A 17010-nucleotide genomic window follows, 5' to 3' on the forward strand; every position below is an offset into this window, starting at 1 on the left:
GCGGGGTCCGTTTTAAAATCCGTCTCCCCCCCCGGGCCTAACCCGGGCCTGGTGGCGGGGTTAACCCCCCGGCCCCCGGGCCCGTTTTCATTCCGGGCCTACCGGAGCCCCGCGTCGACGGCGTTCATCAGCACGCCGGTGTCGCCGGACATCTCCCAGGCCATGACGCCGAGGAGTCCCTTGGACTTCAGCCAGGCCATCTTCTTCCCGATGGACCACGCGTCGTCGAAGGTCCACCACTGCCCGTTGTTCCCGGTGTAGCAGTACGTCGCGATCGCCGGTTCCGCGTGGTAGACGGTACAGTTGGGCACGCTCGCGACCAGGTTCGCGTAGCCGCGGGTGCCCGCCTCCTCGGCGAACTGACCCGGTGCGGCGCCGTTGGCCGATTGCCACGCGCCGTGTTTGCCGCCGTCGGCCACGCTCTGCCAGCCTCGCCCGTAGAAGGCGAGCCCGAGGGTGAGTCTTCGCGGATCGACGCCCGCGTCCGTGTACGCCTTGATCGCGCCCTCCACGCTGAAGTGGAACTTGTACGGATCCTCGGCGTCCACGTACAGGTTGCCCTGATGACCGGTGCGCAGCGGCTCCCACGAGTTGTCACTGCCGGACCCGTGGAAGTCGTAGCCCTGCACGTTGGCCACGTCGAGCGAGCTGAACACCTTCGGCAGTTCCCAGCCCGAGGCCACCTTCGCCGGGTCGGCGGGGGTGAAGGCGTGCAGCTGGTAACGCTTTCCGTTGGTCGAGCCGAAGGCGTCCAGCTGGGCGCGGAACTCGGCCAGCAGCGCGGTCAGGTTCTGCTTGTCGTTGACGTTCCAGTGGTTTCCGGCGTGACCGTCGCCGCTGGCCGGCCATTCCCAGTCGATGTCGATGCCGTCGAAGATCCCGGCCGCGGTGCCGGGCCCGCCCGCGCCGCCGTACGACGCGATGTTGCCCTTGATCCACGTGTCGATGCAGGAGCTGACGAACTTCTTCCGCGACGCGTCGGTGGCCGCCACGTCGGAGAAGTACTTCGAATACGTCCAGCCGCCCAGCGACACCAGGATCTTGAGGTCGGGGTGCAGCTTCTTGAGCTTTTTCAGCTGGTTGAAGTTGCCGCGCAACGGTTCCCAGCCGGTGTCGGCGACACCGTCGACGGACTGGTCGGCCGAGAACGGCCGCGAGTAGTCGGCTTCGGCGTCACCCGCTCCGTCGCCCTGGTTCGGGTCCTGCGGATTCGAGGTGGTGCCCTTCGTGACGCCGGACAGGCAGGTGAGGTTGACCGGGTCGATGTTCTCGAACGCGTACAGCAGATGGGTCAGTTTGTTCGCCGCGCCTGTGGTCTGGAGGTTCTTGACGAAGTACTGGCGGCCGTAGATTCCCCATTGGACGAAGTAGCCGACGCGGGCGTAGCCGGACACGATGTCCCCGGTCTTCGCGGTCACGGGCGTGCTCGGGGCGGACACGTTGTCGTAGCCGTCCTTCGCCCGCACGGTGAAGGTGTACGAAGTGGACGGTGCGAGGCCGGACACGGTGGCCGACGTCGTGGTCACGGTCGTGGCCAGGGTGCTGCCCTGATAGACGTCGTAGCCGACGACGCCGGTGTTGTCGGTCGAAGCGTTCCAGGCCAGCGAGACGCTGCTGGAGGTGGCGCCGGTCGACCGGACATTGCCCGGAGTGGACGGTGGCTGGGTGTCGGCGGCCGGATCGTTCGTGGTCACCGACGCGGGTGCGCTGGCGGCGGATTTCGTTCCCTTGCCGTCCTTCGCGACCACGGTGAAGGTGTAGGCCGTCTTCGGCGTCAGCCCGCTGATGGTCGCGCTGGTGCCGGTGACAGAGGTGGCGAGCGTCGTGCCTTGGTAGACGTCGTAACCCGTGACGGGGAGCGAGCCGGGGGCCGAGGCGCTCCAGCTCAGCGAGACCGTGGTCGTTGTCTTCGTGACCACGGACAGGTTCGCCGGCGCTGCGGGCGGGGTGTCCGGCGAGCCGTCGCAGTTGGCGTCGTCGATCCGGCACTGCGTGGGTTGAACCCCTGAGCTGAGACGGAAGGTCGGGTTGTACGGGAAGGTCGAAGCGCCCGGCTGCAGCGTGGCGATGTAGTACGCGGGCGTGAGCGTGACGAGGTTGCCCGACTGTGTCACGGTGCCGTTCTCGCCGGTGCCGGCGGTGACCCCGGAGGGCAGCTGGAAGGTGATCGACCAGTTGCTGACGGCGGCGCTGCTGGTGTTCTTGACGGTGTAGGAGCCGTTCGTGCCGTCGAGCGCGAGTTGCGCGGTCAGGCGGCCGGCGGCCTGGGCGGGGGCGGCGGCCGCCGCGACGCCGCCCAGTGCGAGCAGTGCCGCGGCGAGTGCGGAGCGTAACCGAGGGGGAGTGCGTCTCATGCGGTTCTCCCAGTGAGACGGAGGGAAGGTGACCCTGTGTGGTCTAGACCACAGAACAATGTAACCCCGCTGTTCCGGAAGGTCTAGACCAAATTGGCCCAACCGTCACCCTGGCCAGCGTTCCTACATTGGTGTAGCGTTTTCCGGCATGAGTGAAGGAACGGGTGCGCGGTCCCGGGCGAGGCATCTCGGGCCGGAGCGGCGACGGCCGCAGGTGCTGGACGCCGCGCTGGCCATCGCGGTGGACCAGGGGGTCGCCGCGGTGACGATCGGCGCGGTGGCCGACCGGGTGGGGGTGACCCGCCCGGTGGTTTACGCGTGTTTCGCCGATCGCGTCGAACTGCTGCGGGAGTTGTTGCGGCGTGAGGAGGAATACCTGCTCAACGACGCGCTCGCCGCGTTGCCGCACGGGCGCGCCGACGCGGATGAAAGCGTGTTCACCCACGGTTTCCAGGCGCTGCTGGAGACGGTCGCCAAACGTCCGGACTCCTGGCGGATCGTGTTCGACGCCGACCCGGATCCCGCGGTCGCCGACCTGTTCGGGCGCGGCCGCGCGGTGGTCGCCGAGCACGTCACCCGGCTGCTGCGGCCGACGCTGAAGCAGTGGGGGACCCGTGACGCCGACCGCAAGCTGCCGGTGCTGGTCGAGCATTTCATGTCCGCGAGCGAGGGGGCGGTCCGTTCGCTCCTGCGTGAGGGGGCCGCGTGGTCCCCTGCCGAACTCGGCGCTTTCGTCGGCGGTGCCGTCTACCGCGCCTTCCGCGACGCATAACGAGGAGGACGATCGTGAACCAATCCCGGATGCTGGCCGGTCACGGCTGGCCGTTCGACGCGGACCGGCCGCGTGAGGATCACGGGCTCTTCGGCCCGGACTCGCCGACCTGGCGGGTATGGACCAATCCGACGGCGTTGATCGCGTTCCTGCGGTCGATCGTCGTGGAGAGCTTCGATCCGTTCCTGACCGCGGCGGTCGACGACTCCAACGGCGTCCGCTACGACCTGCGTGGACGGCTCGACAGCACGTTGACGTACTTCACGATCGTGGCGATCGGTGACAGCCGCGCGGCGATCGAGTCCTCGGAGCTGCTGACGAAGGTCCATGCCCGCGCCACCGGCATCGAGCCGATCAGCGGGCGCCGCTACAGCGCCAACAACCCCGACAGCCAGCTGTGGATCCACATCACCGGATGGCAGTCGAACCTCCACTGCTACGAACGGTACGGACCGGGTCGTCTGTCCACAGAGGACGAAGAACGGTACTGGGCGGACTGTGTCACCGCGGCGGAACTGCAGACGTGCGATCCGGCGAAGGTACCCCGCAGCCGCGCCGATGTCCGGGACTACTACGCGGACACCCGGAAACGGCTCTGTATGTCCGAACGCGCCGCCGGGCTCATCGAGCATTTCCTGCATCCGCCGCGGCAGAAGGGCGAGCCGTTGTTCTGGCCCGCGACGAGGGCGCTGACCGTCGCGACGGTGGCCACCATCCCGCGGTGGATGCGCCGTCTCGGCGGATTCGACCAGCCCGCCGCCCTTGACGCCATGGCGCTGCCGACGGGCCGGGCCGTCGTGCGCGCCGCGACGCCGTTGAAGCGGCGACTCGCCATGGTCGATCGCATCGCACCGTCGGTGCGACCGGTCTGGCAGCAGGCGCTCGCCGGTCCGCCACCGCTGCGGGACGAGGTCCTCAGTCCGTCGCGGGCGCGGGAACTGTACGGGCGGCAGGGCGCGCGAGCCGAGAGGTCCGCCGGGTAACGAGGCCGACGCTCTGTGCTCTCGCCGGGGCACGCAGGCTGGCGGCCGGGTTCAGCGGCCGGTGAAGGTGGCCTTGCCGGGGCCGTCGGCGAGGAACGACTTGACCGCGTTCCGCAGATCCTCGGTCTCGTACAACTCGGCCGCGATCGTCGTGACGTGGGCGTTCGCCTCCGGCACCCCGCCGTGGGCGAAATGCCCGAGAATTCGCTTGGTGGCGGCGTGGGCGCGGGTCGGCCCGTCGGCGAGCCGGGTGGCGAAGGCGCGCGCCGCTGCGTCGAAGCCTTCGGCGGGGAGCACGCGGTTGACGACGTTCCAGCGTTCGAGGGTGGCCGCGTCGTAGGTGTCGCCGGTGAAGACGAACTCCTTGGCCCGGCCGGCCCCGGCGCGTTCCGCGAGCCGCTGCGTGCCGCCCATGGTCGGGGTCAGGCCGACGACCTTCTCGACGAGCCCGAACTTCGCGCGCTCGGAGGCGAGGATGAGGTCGCAGGCGACGGCGACCTCGAAGGCCCAGGTGAGGCACAGGGCGTGCGCGGCGAAGACGGTCGGGAACTCCAGCGCCGCGATGCGGTCGGGCAGCGTGAGCATCCGGTCGAAGAGCACCTTCGCCTCGGCGGCCGAGTCCTGCGCGTCGAACAGGGAGACGTCGACGCCGCCGCTGACGATCTTGCCCTCCGCCCGGATCAGCAATGCGCGGGCCGGTGCGGCCTCCAGCTGCGCGACGGCGTCGACGAACTGGTCGTGCAGCTCGGCGGTGTAGAGGTTCAACGGCGGTGCGTCGATGGTGACCACGGCGAGGCCGCCGTCGCGGTCGAGCCGGACCAGTGCGTTGTCAGCCATGCTCACCCTGTTTCTTCGGCTTCCAGGAGGACGTCCCAATAGTGCTGGGCGTCCGGGCGCCAGTCGACGTGTTTGTGATGGAACAGATCGGCGGCCTGCGCCCCGCACCATCGGGTCGGCAGCAGCTCGGCGGGCAGGCGCGGATCGAGGTAGGGGAACCGGCGCCACTCGTGCACGAGCTCGGTCTGGGCGCGCAGCACGGCGCGGCCGCCGGACGGGCGCAGGTCGCCGAACCGGCCGACGAACTGTTCGTAACGCTCTTCCAGGTCGGTGAGGTCCCACGACTGCGTGACCATGGCCTCCTGCTCGCCGATCTCGCCGTACGCCGCGATGAACGACAGCGCCTGCGTGCTCAGGCCGAGGTCGGCGAGGATGCGGTCGGCCTCTTCCTGCCGCCCGGGATCCGCGCTGATCCACACCCCGGCCACCGGCGAGCCGAAGCCCGCCCAGGTGAGCCGGGTGCGCAGCCGATGGCGGAGATCCCGTTTCGCCTCCGGCACCGAGATCAGCAGGATCAGCCAGCGGCCGTCCCACGGCGGCCTGTCCCGGCCGAAGGCGTAGACACGCTCCGCGGCCTCGGTGAGCAGGCGGCGTCCCGGCGGGGTCAGCGACCATCGCACGCGACGGCCCAGCCGTTCGGAAACGATCCAGCCCTCGGCGGCGGAGCGGGCCAGCGCCTGCCGCGCGGATTTCTCTTCGACACCCAGGAACCCGAGCACGTCGACCAGCATCGACGTCCAGACCGGCGTGCCGCGGGGGAGCGCGTACTCGCCGAGCACGGTCATCAGGAGCGACCGGGCACTGGTGTGGCTGACTTCGCGGCGTCTGCTGACTTTCGGCCGGGCCGCGGTGGTGCGTGGCTCCGCCATCGTTGGTTCACCGACCTCACTGCTCGGGTCGTGCTGGCGCGAATTCGGAAACCCGATCAGGTTACCGACGAAGAGTGATCGGAAGACTACTCCGCATGGAGTGTTGATCGATGCGGGTCGGAGCCGGGACAGTGCTTCTCCTAGACTCGGATGCCTCATGAGCGCCACACTCGTCGCGAAGGATCTCGCCGCCGCCCACGGTGACCGGACGTTGTTCTCGGGCCTCGACCTGGTCGTCGCGCCGGGCGACGTCGTCGGTCTCGTCGGAGTGAACGGTGCCGGGAAGTCGACGCTGCTGCGGACGCTGGCCGGGCTGAACCGCCCCGAGGAAGGGGAAATCCGGCTCAATCCGCCGACCGCGACCGTCGGCCACCTGCCGCAGGAACCCGAGCGGCGACCTGGCGAGTCGGTCCGCGCCTTCCTGGCCCGCCGCACCGGTGTCGCCGCCGCGCAGGCGGAGCTGGATGTCGCTACGGAGGCGTTGACCGAGGACGTCGCCGGCGCGGACGAGCGGTACGCCGTCGCGCTGGACCGCTGGCTGGCGCTGGGCGGTGCCGATCTGGACGACCGCGCCGGCGAGGTAGCCGCGGAACTGGGCCTCGCGGTGGACCTGGAACAGCCGATGGTGTCGTTGTCGGGTGGGCAGGCGGCGCGGGCGGGGCTGGCCTCGCTGCTGCTGAGCCGGTACGACATCTTCCTGCTCGACGAGCCGACCAACGACCTCGACCTCGACGGGCTCGCGCGGCTCGAGCGGTTCGTGACCGGGCTGCGGGCGGGCACCGTGCTGGTGAGCCACGACCGGGAATTCCTCGCACGCACGGTGGATCGGGTCGTCGAACTGGACCTCGCGCAGCGGCAGGTGCGGGCGTATGGCGGCGGGTACGAGGCCTATCTGGAGGAGCGCGAGGTCGCCCGGCGGCACGCGCGTGAGGACTACGAGGAGTACGCCAGTACCCGGGCGGCGCTCGAAGCGCGGGGCCGGATGCAGCGCGCGTGGATGGAGAAGGGCGTCAAGAACGCCCGTCGCAAATCCCCCGACAACGACAAGAACGCCCGGAAGTTCCGTGCCGAGGCCACGGAAAAGCAGGCGTCGAAGGCAAGGCAGACGGACCGCATGATCGAGCGGCTGGACGTCGTCGAGGAACCACGCAAGGAATGGGAACTGCGGATGGAGATCGCCGCGGCACCCCGGGCCGGCGCGGTGGTGGCGACCCTGCGCGGCGCCGTCGTGCGGCGGGGCCCGTTCACGCTCGGCCCGGTGGACCTGCAGATCGACTGGGCGGACAAGGTCGCGGTCACCGGCGCGAACGGCGCGGGCAAGTCGACGCTGCTGGGCGCGCTGCTCGGCAGGGTCCCGCTGGACGAGGGGAGTGCCGCGCTCGGGCCCGGCGTCGTCGTCGGTGAGGTCGACCAGGCACGGCGGCTGTTCCTGGGCGAGCACCCGCTCGCCGAGGCGTTCGCCCGCGAGGTTCCCGAGTTCGCCGACGCCGAAGTCCGGACGCTGCTGGCGAAATTCGGCCTGAAGGCGGCGCACGTGCTGCGCCCGGCCGCGACGTTGTCGCCGGGGGAACGGACACGGGCGGCGCTGGCGCTGCTGCAAGCGCGCGGGGTCAACCTGCTCGTGCTGGACGAGCCGACGAACCATCTCGACCTGCCCGCGATCGAACAGCTCGAGGCGGCGCTGGACCATTACCCCGGCACGCTGCTCCTGGTGACCCACGACCGCCGGATGCTCGACGCCGTCCACGTCACCCGCCGCCTCGAAGTCACCGACGGCAAGGTCACCGAGGTCTGAGCGCTACCGGCGGTTGATGGTGCGGGTGATCCCGGCGACGACCGTGGTGGCGAGCAGCCAACCGGCGGCGACGAGCGCGTAGGACAGCCACTGGTAGCCGCCGTGCGGGTTGACCGCCTTCGCCTGGCCGAAGTCCACGATCGGCAGCAGGAGGTCGAGCGTGTAGACGAAGGGGTTGAAGACCGGCGCCTTGCCGGCGTCCAGCGCGGGCGGGTGGTGGAAGCCGAACACGAGCGTGCCGACGGCGAGGAGCAGGGCGAGCCAGGCCGCCGCGCGGAGCGGCCGGTAGCCGTACCCGACCGTGACGTCCTGCAGATAGCCCCAGATCCTCGCGTACCGCGGCCGGGTGCCGCGCTGGTGTCGCTGCCTGGCCAAGCCGACTTCGCGGGCCGAGACGTCATCGCCGACGCTGCTGTATGCGGCAGCGAGTTGCGTGTAGCTCTCCGGGACGAAGCCGTCTTCGTTGCGTTTCAGCAGAGGCAGCCGTTCTCGCGCGGGCAGGTGGGGCGCGAGGGCGCCGTACCGGAGACCGTTGAGCTTCACCACTTCTGGCCAGACCTCGGGGGGCGCGGTGAGCAGGTCGAACCGCGCGTTCTGCAGGCTGACCAGCCCGCGGATCGGCTTCGCCTCGCGCAGCGACAATTCGGCGGCGGAGCCACTGCTGACCCGCAGGGCCAGGACGCCGTCGTCGTTCGACAGCTCGGCGTGCGCGAGGTCGAGCCTGCCGGTGATCTTCCCGCCGCGCAGGTCGACGCACCCTCGCGCGGACACCCGCGTCGCCCGCAGATCGGCGCCGACGACGACATTGTCGGCCCGCAATGCCTTGCCCCCGGCGGAAGTCAGCGTTGCCTCGGTGATGTCGAGGGTGCCGCCGACGCGGGCACCGGTCAGCCGGACCTCGCCCACGGTGGCCAGTCGTGACGCGAGCACGCCGGACCCCACGCCGAGGTTGGTGCCGTCGAGGCAGACGTCGCCCGGGCTGCTCAGTTCGGCGTCACGCAGGTTCAGCGCTCCGTCGATGGCCGCCCCCTCCATGGTCACCGGCCCGATGGCCTTCAGGCCGGGCGCCCAGAGGTCGTTCTCGATGTGCGCGGTGTCCAGCCGCAAGGCTCGGCCCTCGGTCGCTTCGAGGCGGGCGTGTTCGGCCAGGAGCGGACCCGCGATGCGCGCGCCCGCCAAGCGGACATCCCCGGTGACCCGGCAGGCGGTCAGGTGGAGAGCACCCGCCATACGGACTCTCGCGCCGCGAAGGCCTGGCAGTACCGACGCGTTGAGGTCGAGCTGGCGGGTCCTCGCCGCCTCGACGTCGAGCAACTGGTCGAAGTGGCAGGCGTGGAACCGGACCGGGCAGGGGACGTCCGCGCCTGCCAGGTCCAGCTTGCCGCTGATCCGCGCGCCCGCCACGCGCAGTGCCGGGACCACGCCGTCCTCGGCTTTGCCGGTGAGCAGCAACCATCGCAGGAATTCGGCCCGGACCGTCCGCTCGGGTCCCCACGAAGCGCCGTCGTCGGAATCCTCCCGGAAATCGGCCTCCGCGCCGCGGGCGAACGCCCGCAGCACCCGATCCTCGGCCGGACTCAGCTCCACCACAGGCCCCCATCCGTCGGCTCGCCGGATGTTCTCACAGCACCTGTCAGCCCTTGGTGGCTCCTCCGGTGAGGCCCTTGACGAACTGCTTCTGCAGCGCCAGGTAGAAGATCAGCACGGGCAGCGTCGCCAGGAACATCAGCGCGAACACGCTGCCGAGATCGGCCTGGTACTGCCCGATCGACCGGTAGATCCCGGTCGTGATCGTGGTGCCCTGGCCAGGGCCGAGGATGATCAGCGGATCGATGAAGTCGTTCCAGATCCAGACCCCGAGGAAGATCAGCACGCTCGCGGTCGCCGGGCGCAGCAAGGGAAACACGACGCGCCAGAACACCTGCATCCGGTTCGCGCCGTCGAGCCTGGCGGCCTCTTCGAGCTCGATCGGGACGCCGCGGATGAACCCGCTGAACACGAACACGCCGAACGGCACGTAATAGCCGACGTTGAACAGCACCAGCCCCGGCACGGTCGCCATGAGGCCGGTGACACGCAGGACGTCGGTGATCGGGATGAGGATGACCTGCGGCGGGATCATCAGCCCGGCCAGCAGCACCAGGGTGAGTACCCTCGTCCAGCGTTTCGCCGACCGCGCGAGGTAATGCCCGAGCATGGCCGACAGCACGGTGAGCACGAGGATCGACAGCACGGTCACGACGACGGAGTTGGTGAGGCTCACCCAGAACAGCCCGTCCGGGCGCGTCAGCACCGCGTGGATGTTCGCGAGCGTCGGCGGCAGCGGGAGCGACGCCGGTTCCCGCGCGATGGCCTCGCCGCGCTTGAACACGTTCGCCAGCACGAGGTACAGCGGGACGGCGAACGCCGCCGCGACGACGACCGCGATCACCGGACGCGGCCACGAAAGGCGCTTCACAGGTCCACTTCCCGGCGTCGCAGGAAGTGCAGCACGACCGTGGTGAGCGCGGCGACGATCACCAGCATCAGCACCGCCATCGCCGAGGCGTAGCCGATGTGGTTGGCGTCGAACCCGGTCTGCAGCACGTCGAAGGCGATCGTCGCGGTCGCGCCGGAGCCCGGTCCGCCGTTGGTGATCACCTTGACGTAGTCGTAGGTCTTGAAGGCCGAGATCAGCAGCACGACGGTGTTGATGGTCAGCGACGGCGCGAGCAGCGGCCAGGTCACCGCGCGGAACCGCCGCACCGGTCCGGCGCCGTCGATCTCCGCGGCCTCGAGCAGCTCCGCCGGAACCCCTTGCAGCCCCGCCAAATACACGACGACGCAGAAGCCGAGCAGCTGCCAGCACACGATCGAGGCGACCGAGTACAGCGCGAGGTCCGGATCGGACAGCCAGCCCGGCGGATGCTCGACGCCGAGCGCGCGCAACGCGGAGTTCAGCGGTCCCTGGTCGTCGAGCAGCCGCGACCACACGATGCTCACCACCACCGAACTGAGCACCACCGGAGTGAAGAACACGCTGCGCAAAGCGTTGTACAGCCAGCCTTTCCTGTCCAGCAGCAGCGCGACGCCGAGACCGAGCACATTGGGCACGATCACGACGATCAGCGTGAGCACCGTCGTGACGCCGAGCGCGGTGCGGCACTGCTCGTCCGCGAACAACATCGCGTAGTTCTCGAAACCGACGAATTTCACGGGCGGGTTGAACGGGTTGTAGTTGGTCAGGCTGTAGCCGAAGCTGATCACGATCGGCGCCAGCACGAAACACGCGTAAACGAGCACACCGGGTGCGCCGAACGACGTGAAATGCCAGAGCCGTCCCGAAATCGGCTTACGCCGGTGGCGTGCGGGAAAGCGTTCTCCCACCGGCGCCGCCGCGAGATCCGTAGCCATGCCCGGCTCAGCCCGCCTTCGCCCATTCGGTGTCCAGGAAGGCACAGGCCTCCGGGACGGTTTTCCGGCCGGTGATGACGTCCTGGGCGGCCTGGTCCACTTTGTCCTTCATCCCCGGCAACAGCCCGTCGTCGGCGGTTTCCCAGCGGAACGCGTGCACCACGGCGTTCTCCTGCACCGCTCGCTGGTACAGCTCGTAGCCCGCCTTGAAAGTCGGTCCGACGTCGGCGGGAGGCTGATAGCCCTTGACAGCCGGGAAGAGACCATCGGCCTTGACCGACGCGTCGAGCTGGCCCTTGTCGAGCTGGAAACCGAGGGCGAACTTCTTGGCGGCGTCGAGGTTCGCGGCCTTCGCGTTCACGATCATGCCGCCGCCGGTGTACGCGGGAACGACGCGTTTTCCTTCCACGGCAGGGAAATCGAAGACGCCGATGTCGAAGTCGTGCTTCTTGGCGTCGGCGTTCGCGGCGAACCAGTTACCCATCGGGTACATCGCGCTCTTGCCGTCGAGGAAGGCCTGCTCGGTGGCGGCGTAGTCGCGGGAAACGCTGGTCTTGTCGAGATAATCGCGCGCGGCGAGTTCGGCGAGCCTGCCGAAGGCCTGCTGGAAAACGGAATCGGCGAACTTGACCTTGCCCGCGCGGCGCTGGGTCAGCCAGTCCGGGGTCGTGCCGTAGACCTCGGTGCTGACGAGCCCGGAAAGGATCATCGACGACGGGAAACCGTCCTTGCCACCGCCGATCGTGAACGGCGTGCTGCCCTTGGCCTTGAGTTTCCCGGCGTCGGCGACGAGTTCGTCCCAGGTCTTCGGCGGCACGGCGATTCCGGCTTCGGCGAACAGCTTCTTGTTGTAGTAGATCGGCGGTATGGTCTGCGTGTTCGCGGGCAGCTGGTAGTACCCGCCGCGCACCGGGTTCGCCTCGGGGAACTGGAAATCCTTGAGCTCTTCGGGTTTCCACGCGTACAGATTCCCGGCTTCGGCGAAACCGGCCGAGTCGACGGCGATCATGACGTCCGGGAACTGCCCGGACTGCAGCAGCTGCTTCGCGTACGACGTCCGCCCGTCCGCGGTGGGGGCGACGAGTTTCCTGACGTGGAGGCCGGGGTTCCTGTCCGTGACGCGTTTGATCGCGGCGTCCCAGTAAGCGGGAGTGAGGTTCGGCGTTTCGAAGGTCAGGAAGGTGATTTCGGCGCCGCCTCCGGTGTTCGTGCCGACCGAGCACGCGGTCACGCTCACGGCCAGGAGTGCCGCCACTCCCAGCGCCAGGGACCTTCTCATGGCAGCCGCCTTCCCCGCAGTGTGATACCTGATATATGACGCATTCGATCGGACCTCTGGCGCGATGTCAACCGCCGGATAGCATCAAAACCGGCTCAATGCCCCCGATACGTCGGAGCTTTCAGATTCGGTTGAGCCGAACCACCGTGCTCGCGTAGTCGCCTTCGGGGAGCCGGAGCGGCAAGCCGTGCGAGAGCAGGACGGCCCCGCTGTGCTCGTCGCCCGAGTCCGGATCGCGGTAGTGGGCGGCGGGATCGAGCCCGTCGAGCCGGAGCGGTGCCTCGGGTGCCGGAAACCGTCCGCGCGGCCGATACGCGAAGACGACCGCTCGCGCTGTGTCGGCGGCGACGTACTGAAGCGCGGTGACGCCGTCGTCGGCGGGACGCAACCGGTACAGGCGCCCGTGCTGCACCACCTCGCGGATGTCCCGGTACAGCGCGATTTGCTCGCGAGCGAACGCGAGATCCTCCTCCGGCCACTTCCCGATGTCGCCGCCGATTCCGAGCACTCCGGACATCGCGACGTGGAAGCGAAAACGCAGCGGGATGGACCGGCGGGTGCCGAAGCCGGGGACGTCGGTGACCCAGGCCGACATCGTCCGCGCCGGATACACCTGCCCGAACCCGTGGTGGATGTCCAGCCGGTCGAGGGCGTCGGTGTTGTCGGACGGCCAGACCTGGTCCGCACGGGCCAGCATGCCGAGATCGGTCCTGCCCCCGCCGCCACCGCACGCCTCGATCCGCAGCGCGGGATGGCCGGCGCGGAGCCGGTCCATCACCGCGTACACCGCGCGCGTGTGCTCGACCCACAACCGGTCCGGATCGGCTTCGCCCGGCCAGCCCGCCTCGCTGAACGGACGGTTCATATCCCACTTCAGGAAGTCGATCCGGTGCTCGGTGACCAGCGTGTCGAGCCACTCGTGCGCCCACGCGGCGACGTCGGGCCTGGCGAAGTTCAGGACCAGCTGGTTGCGCAGCTCCGAACGCCGCCGGTGCGGCTGGTGCAGGACCCAGTCCGGATGCGCGCGGTAGAGGTCGCTGTCCGGGTTGACCATCTCGGGCTCGACCCACAGGCCGAACTTCATCCCCAGCCGGTGCACGTGGTCGACGAGCGGGCCGAGGCCGTCGGGAAAGCGCTTTCGGTTGACGTGCCAGTCGCCCAGCCCCGCGTGGTCCCCGGTCCGTTCGCCGAACCAGCCGTCGTCCAGCACGAACAGCTCGGCGCCGAGCGCCGCGGCCTGCTCGGCCAGCGCGCTCTGCCCGGCGACGTCGACGTCGAAACCCGTTGCCTCCCAAGAGTTGTAGAGCACCGGACGCGTTTCGCCGGGATGCGGCAGGACGTGGCCGAGGACGTAGCGATGCCACTCCCGGCTCGCCCCGCCGAATCCGCCGCGGGTGTAGAGGCCGGCGAACACCGGGGTCGTCAGCCGATCACCGGGGCCGAGCCGATGACTGACGCCGTCCTGCCCGAAGCCGCCGCTGACGGTGACGCGGCCGGTCGAGGCGCGAGTCGTCGTGATCCGCCACGACCCGCTCCACGCCAGCGCCGCGCCGTAGACCTCGCCATGGCGCTCGGTCGCGGTGCCGTCGTCGAGCATGACCCACGGATTCGCGTGGTGGCTGGTGATCCCGCGCCTGCTGGCGGCCACGGTTTCCCCGTGCGCCAACGGATCCCGTCGCAGGGCGCACTCGCCCGCCCATCGGCCGGTGACGTGACTGAGCCGGTACCCGGGCCACCGCGGCAGCACCCAGGACGCCGAATCGGCGCGGACCACCTCGACCTCGTCCCCGTCGTTGCCGAGTTCGAGCCAGCGCTCGACGACGTCGGTGCCGCGTGCGATCCGGTAGTGGAGCGTGAACCGCAGCGGATAGTGCCGGTCGCGGAACTCGAGCCGCAGGTGCGGCGCGTCGATCGTGTATCCGGTGTACTGCCATTCCACCGAGCGGGTGTGCTCGGTGAAACGGATCTGCAGCGCCGGGGGCCAGTACCGGGTACCCCCGTCGGCCGCGAGTTCGTCGAGGCCCTCGTCCGGGTCGTTGAACCCGTCCCACCACGGCCGTGACCCGGTGCCGAGCCCGGCGATCTGCGCGAGCGTCAGCGCCGGGCCCCAGTAGACGTGCCGCGGGACGTCCTCGTCGGTCAGCCGCAGGGCGTAGGACGTGGCCGCGGTCCGGAGCACCCAGGTCCGCGTGCCCTCGTCGCACTCGATCATGTCAGCGATCCTTGCGCGCTCACCCGGCCGCGGTCATCCCCCGTCCCGGTCATCGGGGCAGCGGCGTTCAGGGCCGATCGGTCAGATAACCACCCATGGTGGTGAAGTACTCGTCCGCCGTCAGCTCGACGTCGCCTGCCGTCCGGACCCGTTCGACGACCAGGCCGGGCGACTGCCCGCGTCGTGCCTCGGGGCCGGCGACGATGACGACACCGTCACCCTCCTTGATGAAGATCCGGCCCGGCGTCCCGCCGTAGTGGCCTCGCGAAACGGACGCCTTGACGATCCGCAGCCGCTCGCCGCGGTGGTAGGTGAACGCGTTCGGGTAAGGATCGGACTGCGCGCGCACGAGCCGTTCGATGTCCTCGGCGGGCCAGGTCCAGTCGATGCGGCTGTCGCGCGGAGCGCGCTTGTGGAAGAAGCTCGCCTTCGACCGGTCCTGCGGCACGGGCACTACGTTCCCGGACTCGATGAGCGTCAGCGCCTCGATGACGATCGGCTCGATGAGGTCGACCGTGCGGTGGAACAGGTCGGTGGTCGTGTCGGACGGCCCGACCGGGACGGCCCGCTGCAGGACGATGTCCCCGGCGTCGAGTTCGCCGTCCATCATGTGGGCGGTCACGCCGACCTCGGGCTCGCCGTTGATGAGCGCCCAGATGAGCGGCGAAAATCCGGCGTAGGCGGGCAGCAGGGAGTCGTGCACGTTGAGCGTGCCGTGCCGCGGCAGCGCGAAGATCTCCGGCGGCAGCCAAGTACGCCAGTTGTTGGCGACGATCAGGTCGAGGTCGGCTTCCTTGAGCTCGGCGAGCAGTTCCGCGTCGTCGGGGCGGGTGCGCAGCAGCGCGCGGATGCCGTTCTCCCCGGCGAGTTCGGCCACCGAATCCGACCAGATCCTTTCGTAGGCGTGGTCGCTCTTCGGGTGGGTGACCACGAGCGCGACCTCGTGGCCGCCGTCGATCAGCGCCTTGAGGGTGCGGTGTCCCCAGGTCTGGTAGCCGAACATGGCCACGCGCATGAGCTGCCCTTTCGGGGTCGAGGGATGAATATCACCACCAAGGTACTAGTTGAGGCTGTCCTAAGTTAGGTTAGGGTTTCCTGAGCTTTGCGTCGGTGGAACGAGATGCGGCAGTGCCGCGCTAGGGGACCAACATGGCACCAGCAGGAGCCGGTGAGCGGATTCCGGTCTACGACGTCGTGGGGGTGGGCTTCGGACCCTCGAACCTGGCGCTCGCGATCGCGCTGGCCGAGCACAACGCCGCGCCGGGGGACGCGGGCACGGTGACCGCGCACTTCCTGGAACGCCAACCGCGCTTCGGCTGGCACCGCGGCATGCTGATCGACACCGCGACGATGCAGGTCTCGTTCCTCAAGGACCTCGCCACGATGCGGAATCCCACCAGCGAGTTCAGCTTCCTGAACTACTTGCACGGCAAGGGCAGGCTGATCGATTTCATCAACCACAAGAACCTGTTCCCGCTGCGCGTCGAGTTCCACGACTACTTCGAGTGGGCCGCGGCGAAGGTCGACGACGTCGTCTCCTACGGCACCGAGGTACGTTCGGTGCGGCCGGTTTTCGAGGACGGGGAAATCGTCTATTTCGACGTCGAAGCCGTCGCCGACGGCGAGCCGGTGGAGCTGCGGGCGCGAAACCTGGTGCTGGGCACGGGTTTGCGGCCCAACCTGCCTGAGGGCGTGAGCGCGGGGGAGCGGGTCTGGCACAACAGCGAGTTGCTGCACCGGGTCGAGGCGTTGCGCGGCACCGATCCGCGCCGGTTCGTGGTGGTCGGCGCGGGGCAGAGTGCCGCCGAGGTCGTGGCGCTGCTGCACGACGAATTCGGTGACGCCGAGGTGTGCGCGGTCTTCGCGCGGTACGGCTACAGCCCCGCCGACGACAGCTCGTTCGCGAACCGGATCTTCGACCCGGAAGCGGTCGACCAGTTCTACCGTGCGGACGAACCGGTCAAGGAACGCCTGATGCGTTACCACGGCGCCACCAACTACTCCGCGGTCGACCTCGACCTCATCGACGAGCTGTACCGGCGGATGTACCGGGAAAAGGTCCTCGGCGTCGAGCGGCTGCGCATGCTCAACGTCTCGTGCCCGGTCGACGTGACCGACACCGGATCGGGCGTGCTGGTGACCGTGGAGTCGCTGACCACCGGCGAGCGGACCGTGCTGGAGGCCGACGCGGTGGTCTATTCCACCGGCTACCTGCCCGCGGACCCGACACCGCTGCTCGGCGAGCTCGCGGCGGGCTGCCGCCGCGACGACCGGGGCAGGCTGCGGATCGAGCGGGACTACCGGATCGAACTCGACCCCGCGCCACGCGGCGGTGTCTACCTTCAGGGCGGGACCGAGCACACGCACGGGATCACGTCCTCACTGCTGTCGAACACCGCGGTCCGGGTCGGCGAGATCCTGCGGTCCATTGTGGACCGCAGGGCGGCAGCGGTGCCGCCTGCCGAGTACGCGGTAAGCGTTTCCCGCTAGGTCCGTTCCCTGTTCCCCGTGGAGGC

Annotated in this window: 13 protein-coding genes; 4 read left to right on the forward strand and 9 right to left on the reverse strand. The window is 69.3% G+C overall.

The window, feature by feature from the left end:
- Positions 1 to 98 precede the first annotated feature (98 nt).
- The gene (locus ACFWY9_RS15580; RefSeq protein ID WP_378339124.1) at positions 99 to 2354 is read right to left on the reverse strand and encodes a glycosyl hydrolase family 18 protein; all 2256 of its coding nucleotides are present in this window, start codon (positions 2352 to 2354) and stop codon (positions 99 to 101) included.
- Positions 2355 to 2502: 148 nt separating this feature from the next.
- On the opposite strand from ACFWY9_RS15580, the gene ACFWY9_RS15585 reads away from it, so the two are divergent.
- Both ACFWY9_RS15585 and ACFWY9_RS15590 read left to right on the forward strand, forming a co-directional pair.
- Positions 2503 to 3126, forward strand: a complete 624-nt coding sequence (locus tag ACFWY9_RS15585) for a TetR/AcrR family transcriptional regulator (RefSeq protein ID WP_378322630.1) — start codon at positions 2503 to 2505, stop codon at positions 3124 to 3126.
- A gap of 14 nt (positions 3127 to 3140) precedes the next feature.
- The gene (locus tag ACFWY9_RS15590) at positions 3141 to 4109 is read left to right on the forward strand and encodes an oxygenase MpaB family protein (protein WP_378339125.1); all 969 of its coding nucleotides are present in this window, start codon (positions 3141 to 3143) and stop codon (positions 4107 to 4109) included.
- Between the two features lie 51 nt (positions 4110 to 4160).
- Here the strand turns inward: ACFWY9_RS15590 and ACFWY9_RS15595 are convergent, their stop codons facing one another.
- Together ACFWY9_RS15595 and ACFWY9_RS15600 are read right to left on the reverse strand one after the other, a co-directional pair.
- Complete coding sequence (locus tag ACFWY9_RS15595; protein ID WP_378339126.1) at positions 4161 to 4946, reverse strand: enoyl-CoA hydratase/isomerase family protein; 786 nt, start codon at positions 4944 to 4946, stop codon at positions 4161 to 4163.
- A 2-nt stretch (positions 4947 to 4948) separates the two neighbouring features.
- Positions 4949 to 5815, reverse strand: coding sequence for a PaaX family transcriptional regulator C-terminal domain-containing protein (locus ACFWY9_RS15600; protein ID WP_378322633.1), 867 nt, complete (start codon positions 5813 to 5815; stop codon positions 4949 to 4951).
- Between the two features lie 157 nt (positions 5816 to 5972).
- On the opposite strand from ACFWY9_RS15600, the gene ACFWY9_RS15605 reads away from it, so the two are divergent.
- The gene (locus ACFWY9_RS15605) at positions 5973 to 7610 is read left to right on the forward strand and encodes an ABC-F family ATP-binding cassette domain-containing protein (RefSeq protein WP_378339127.1); all 1638 of its coding nucleotides are present in this window, start codon (positions 5973 to 5975) and stop codon (positions 7608 to 7610) included.
- Positions 7611 to 7613: 3 nt separating this feature from the next.
- On the opposite strand, the gene ACFWY9_RS15610 is transcribed toward ACFWY9_RS15605, so the two are convergent.
- The 6 genes from ACFWY9_RS15610 to ACFWY9_RS15635 form a co-directional block, all read right to left on the reverse strand.
- The gene (locus ACFWY9_RS15610) at positions 7614 to 9200 is read right to left on the reverse strand and encodes a hypothetical protein (protein ID WP_378339128.1); all 1587 of its coding nucleotides are present in this window, start codon (positions 9198 to 9200) and stop codon (positions 7614 to 7616) included.
- 43 nt (positions 9201 to 9243) lie between these two features.
- Entirely contained in the window at positions 9244 to 10068 is an 825-nt protein-coding gene (locus ACFWY9_RS15615) for a carbohydrate ABC transporter permease (protein ID WP_378322636.1), read from the reverse strand.
- Positions 10065 to 11003, reverse strand: coding sequence for a carbohydrate ABC transporter permease (locus ACFWY9_RS15620; protein ID WP_378339129.1), 939 nt, complete (start codon positions 11001 to 11003; stop codon positions 10065 to 10067). Before ACFWY9_RS15620 ends, ACFWY9_RS15615 begins: the two co-directional genes overlap by 4 nt.
- A 7-nt stretch (positions 11004 to 11010) precedes the next feature.
- Complete coding sequence (locus ACFWY9_RS15625; RefSeq protein WP_378339130.1) at positions 11011 to 12282, reverse strand: extracellular solute-binding protein; 1272 nt, start codon at positions 12280 to 12282, stop codon at positions 11011 to 11013.
- 121 nt (positions 12283 to 12403) lie between these two features.
- On the reverse strand, positions 12404 to 14494 hold the full coding sequence (locus ACFWY9_RS15630) for an alpha-galactosidase (protein WP_378339131.1): 2091 nt from the start codon (positions 14492 to 14494) through the stop codon (positions 12404 to 12406).
- Between the two features lie 67 nt (positions 14495 to 14561).
- Entirely contained in the window at positions 14562 to 15509 is a 948-nt protein-coding gene (locus tag ACFWY9_RS15635; protein ID WP_378322641.1) for a methionyl-tRNA formyltransferase, read from the reverse strand.
- A 134-nt stretch (positions 15510 to 15643) separates the two neighbouring features.
- Between ACFWY9_RS15635 and ACFWY9_RS15640 the strand changes: the two genes are divergently transcribed.
- Positions 15644 to 16984, forward strand: a complete 1341-nt coding sequence (locus ACFWY9_RS15640; RefSeq protein WP_378339132.1) for a lysine N(6)-hydroxylase/L-ornithine N(5)-oxygenase family protein — start codon at positions 15644 to 15646, stop codon at positions 16982 to 16984.
- Positions 16985 to 17010 lie beyond the last annotated feature (26 nt).

This window comes from Amycolatopsis sp. NPDC059027, assembly GCF_042739735.1.
Taxonomy (GTDB): domain Bacteria; phylum Actinomycetota; class Actinomycetes; order Mycobacteriales; family Pseudonocardiaceae; genus Amycolatopsis.

Bases quoted from the DNA above. Each gene is read 5' to 3' on its own strand.
- ACFWY9_RS15580 (WP_378339124.1), bottom strand. From the start codon at position 2,354: ATGAGACGCACTCCCCCTCGGTTACGCTCCGCACTCGCCGCGGCACTG.
- ACFWY9_RS15585 (WP_378322630.1), top strand. From the start codon at position 2,503: ATGAGTGAAGGAACGGGTGCGCGGTCCCGGGCGAGGCATCTCGGGCCG.
- ACFWY9_RS15595 (WP_378339126.1), bottom strand. From the start codon at position 4,946: ATGGCTGACAACGCACTGGTCCGGCTCGACCGCGACGGCGGCCTCGCC.
- ACFWY9_RS15600 (WP_378322633.1), bottom strand. From the start codon at position 5,815: ATGGCGGAGCCACGCACCACCGCGGCCCGGCCGAAAGTCAGCAGACGC.
- ACFWY9_RS15605 (WP_378339127.1), top strand. From the start codon at position 5,973: ATGAGCGCCACACTCGTCGCGAAGGATCTCGCCGCCGCCCACGGTGAC.
- ACFWY9_RS15620 (WP_378339129.1), bottom strand. From the start codon at position 11,003: ATGGCTACGGATCTCGCGGCGGCGCCGGTGGGAGAACGCTTTCCCGCA.
- ACFWY9_RS15625 (WP_378339130.1), bottom strand. From the start codon at position 12,282: ATGAGAAGGTCCCTGGCGCTGGGAGTGGCGGCACTCCTGGCCGTGAGC.
- ACFWY9_RS15630 (WP_378339131.1), bottom strand. From the start codon at position 14,494: ATGATCGAGTGCGACGAGGGCACGCGGACCTGGGTGCTCCGGACCGCG.
- ACFWY9_RS15635 (WP_378322641.1), bottom strand. From the start codon at position 15,509: ATGCGCGTGGCCATGTTCGGCTACCAGACCTGGGGACACCGCACCCTC.
- ACFWY9_RS15640 (WP_378339132.1), top strand. From the start codon at position 15,644: ATGGCACCAGCAGGAGCCGGTGAGCGGATTCCGGTCTACGACGTCGTG.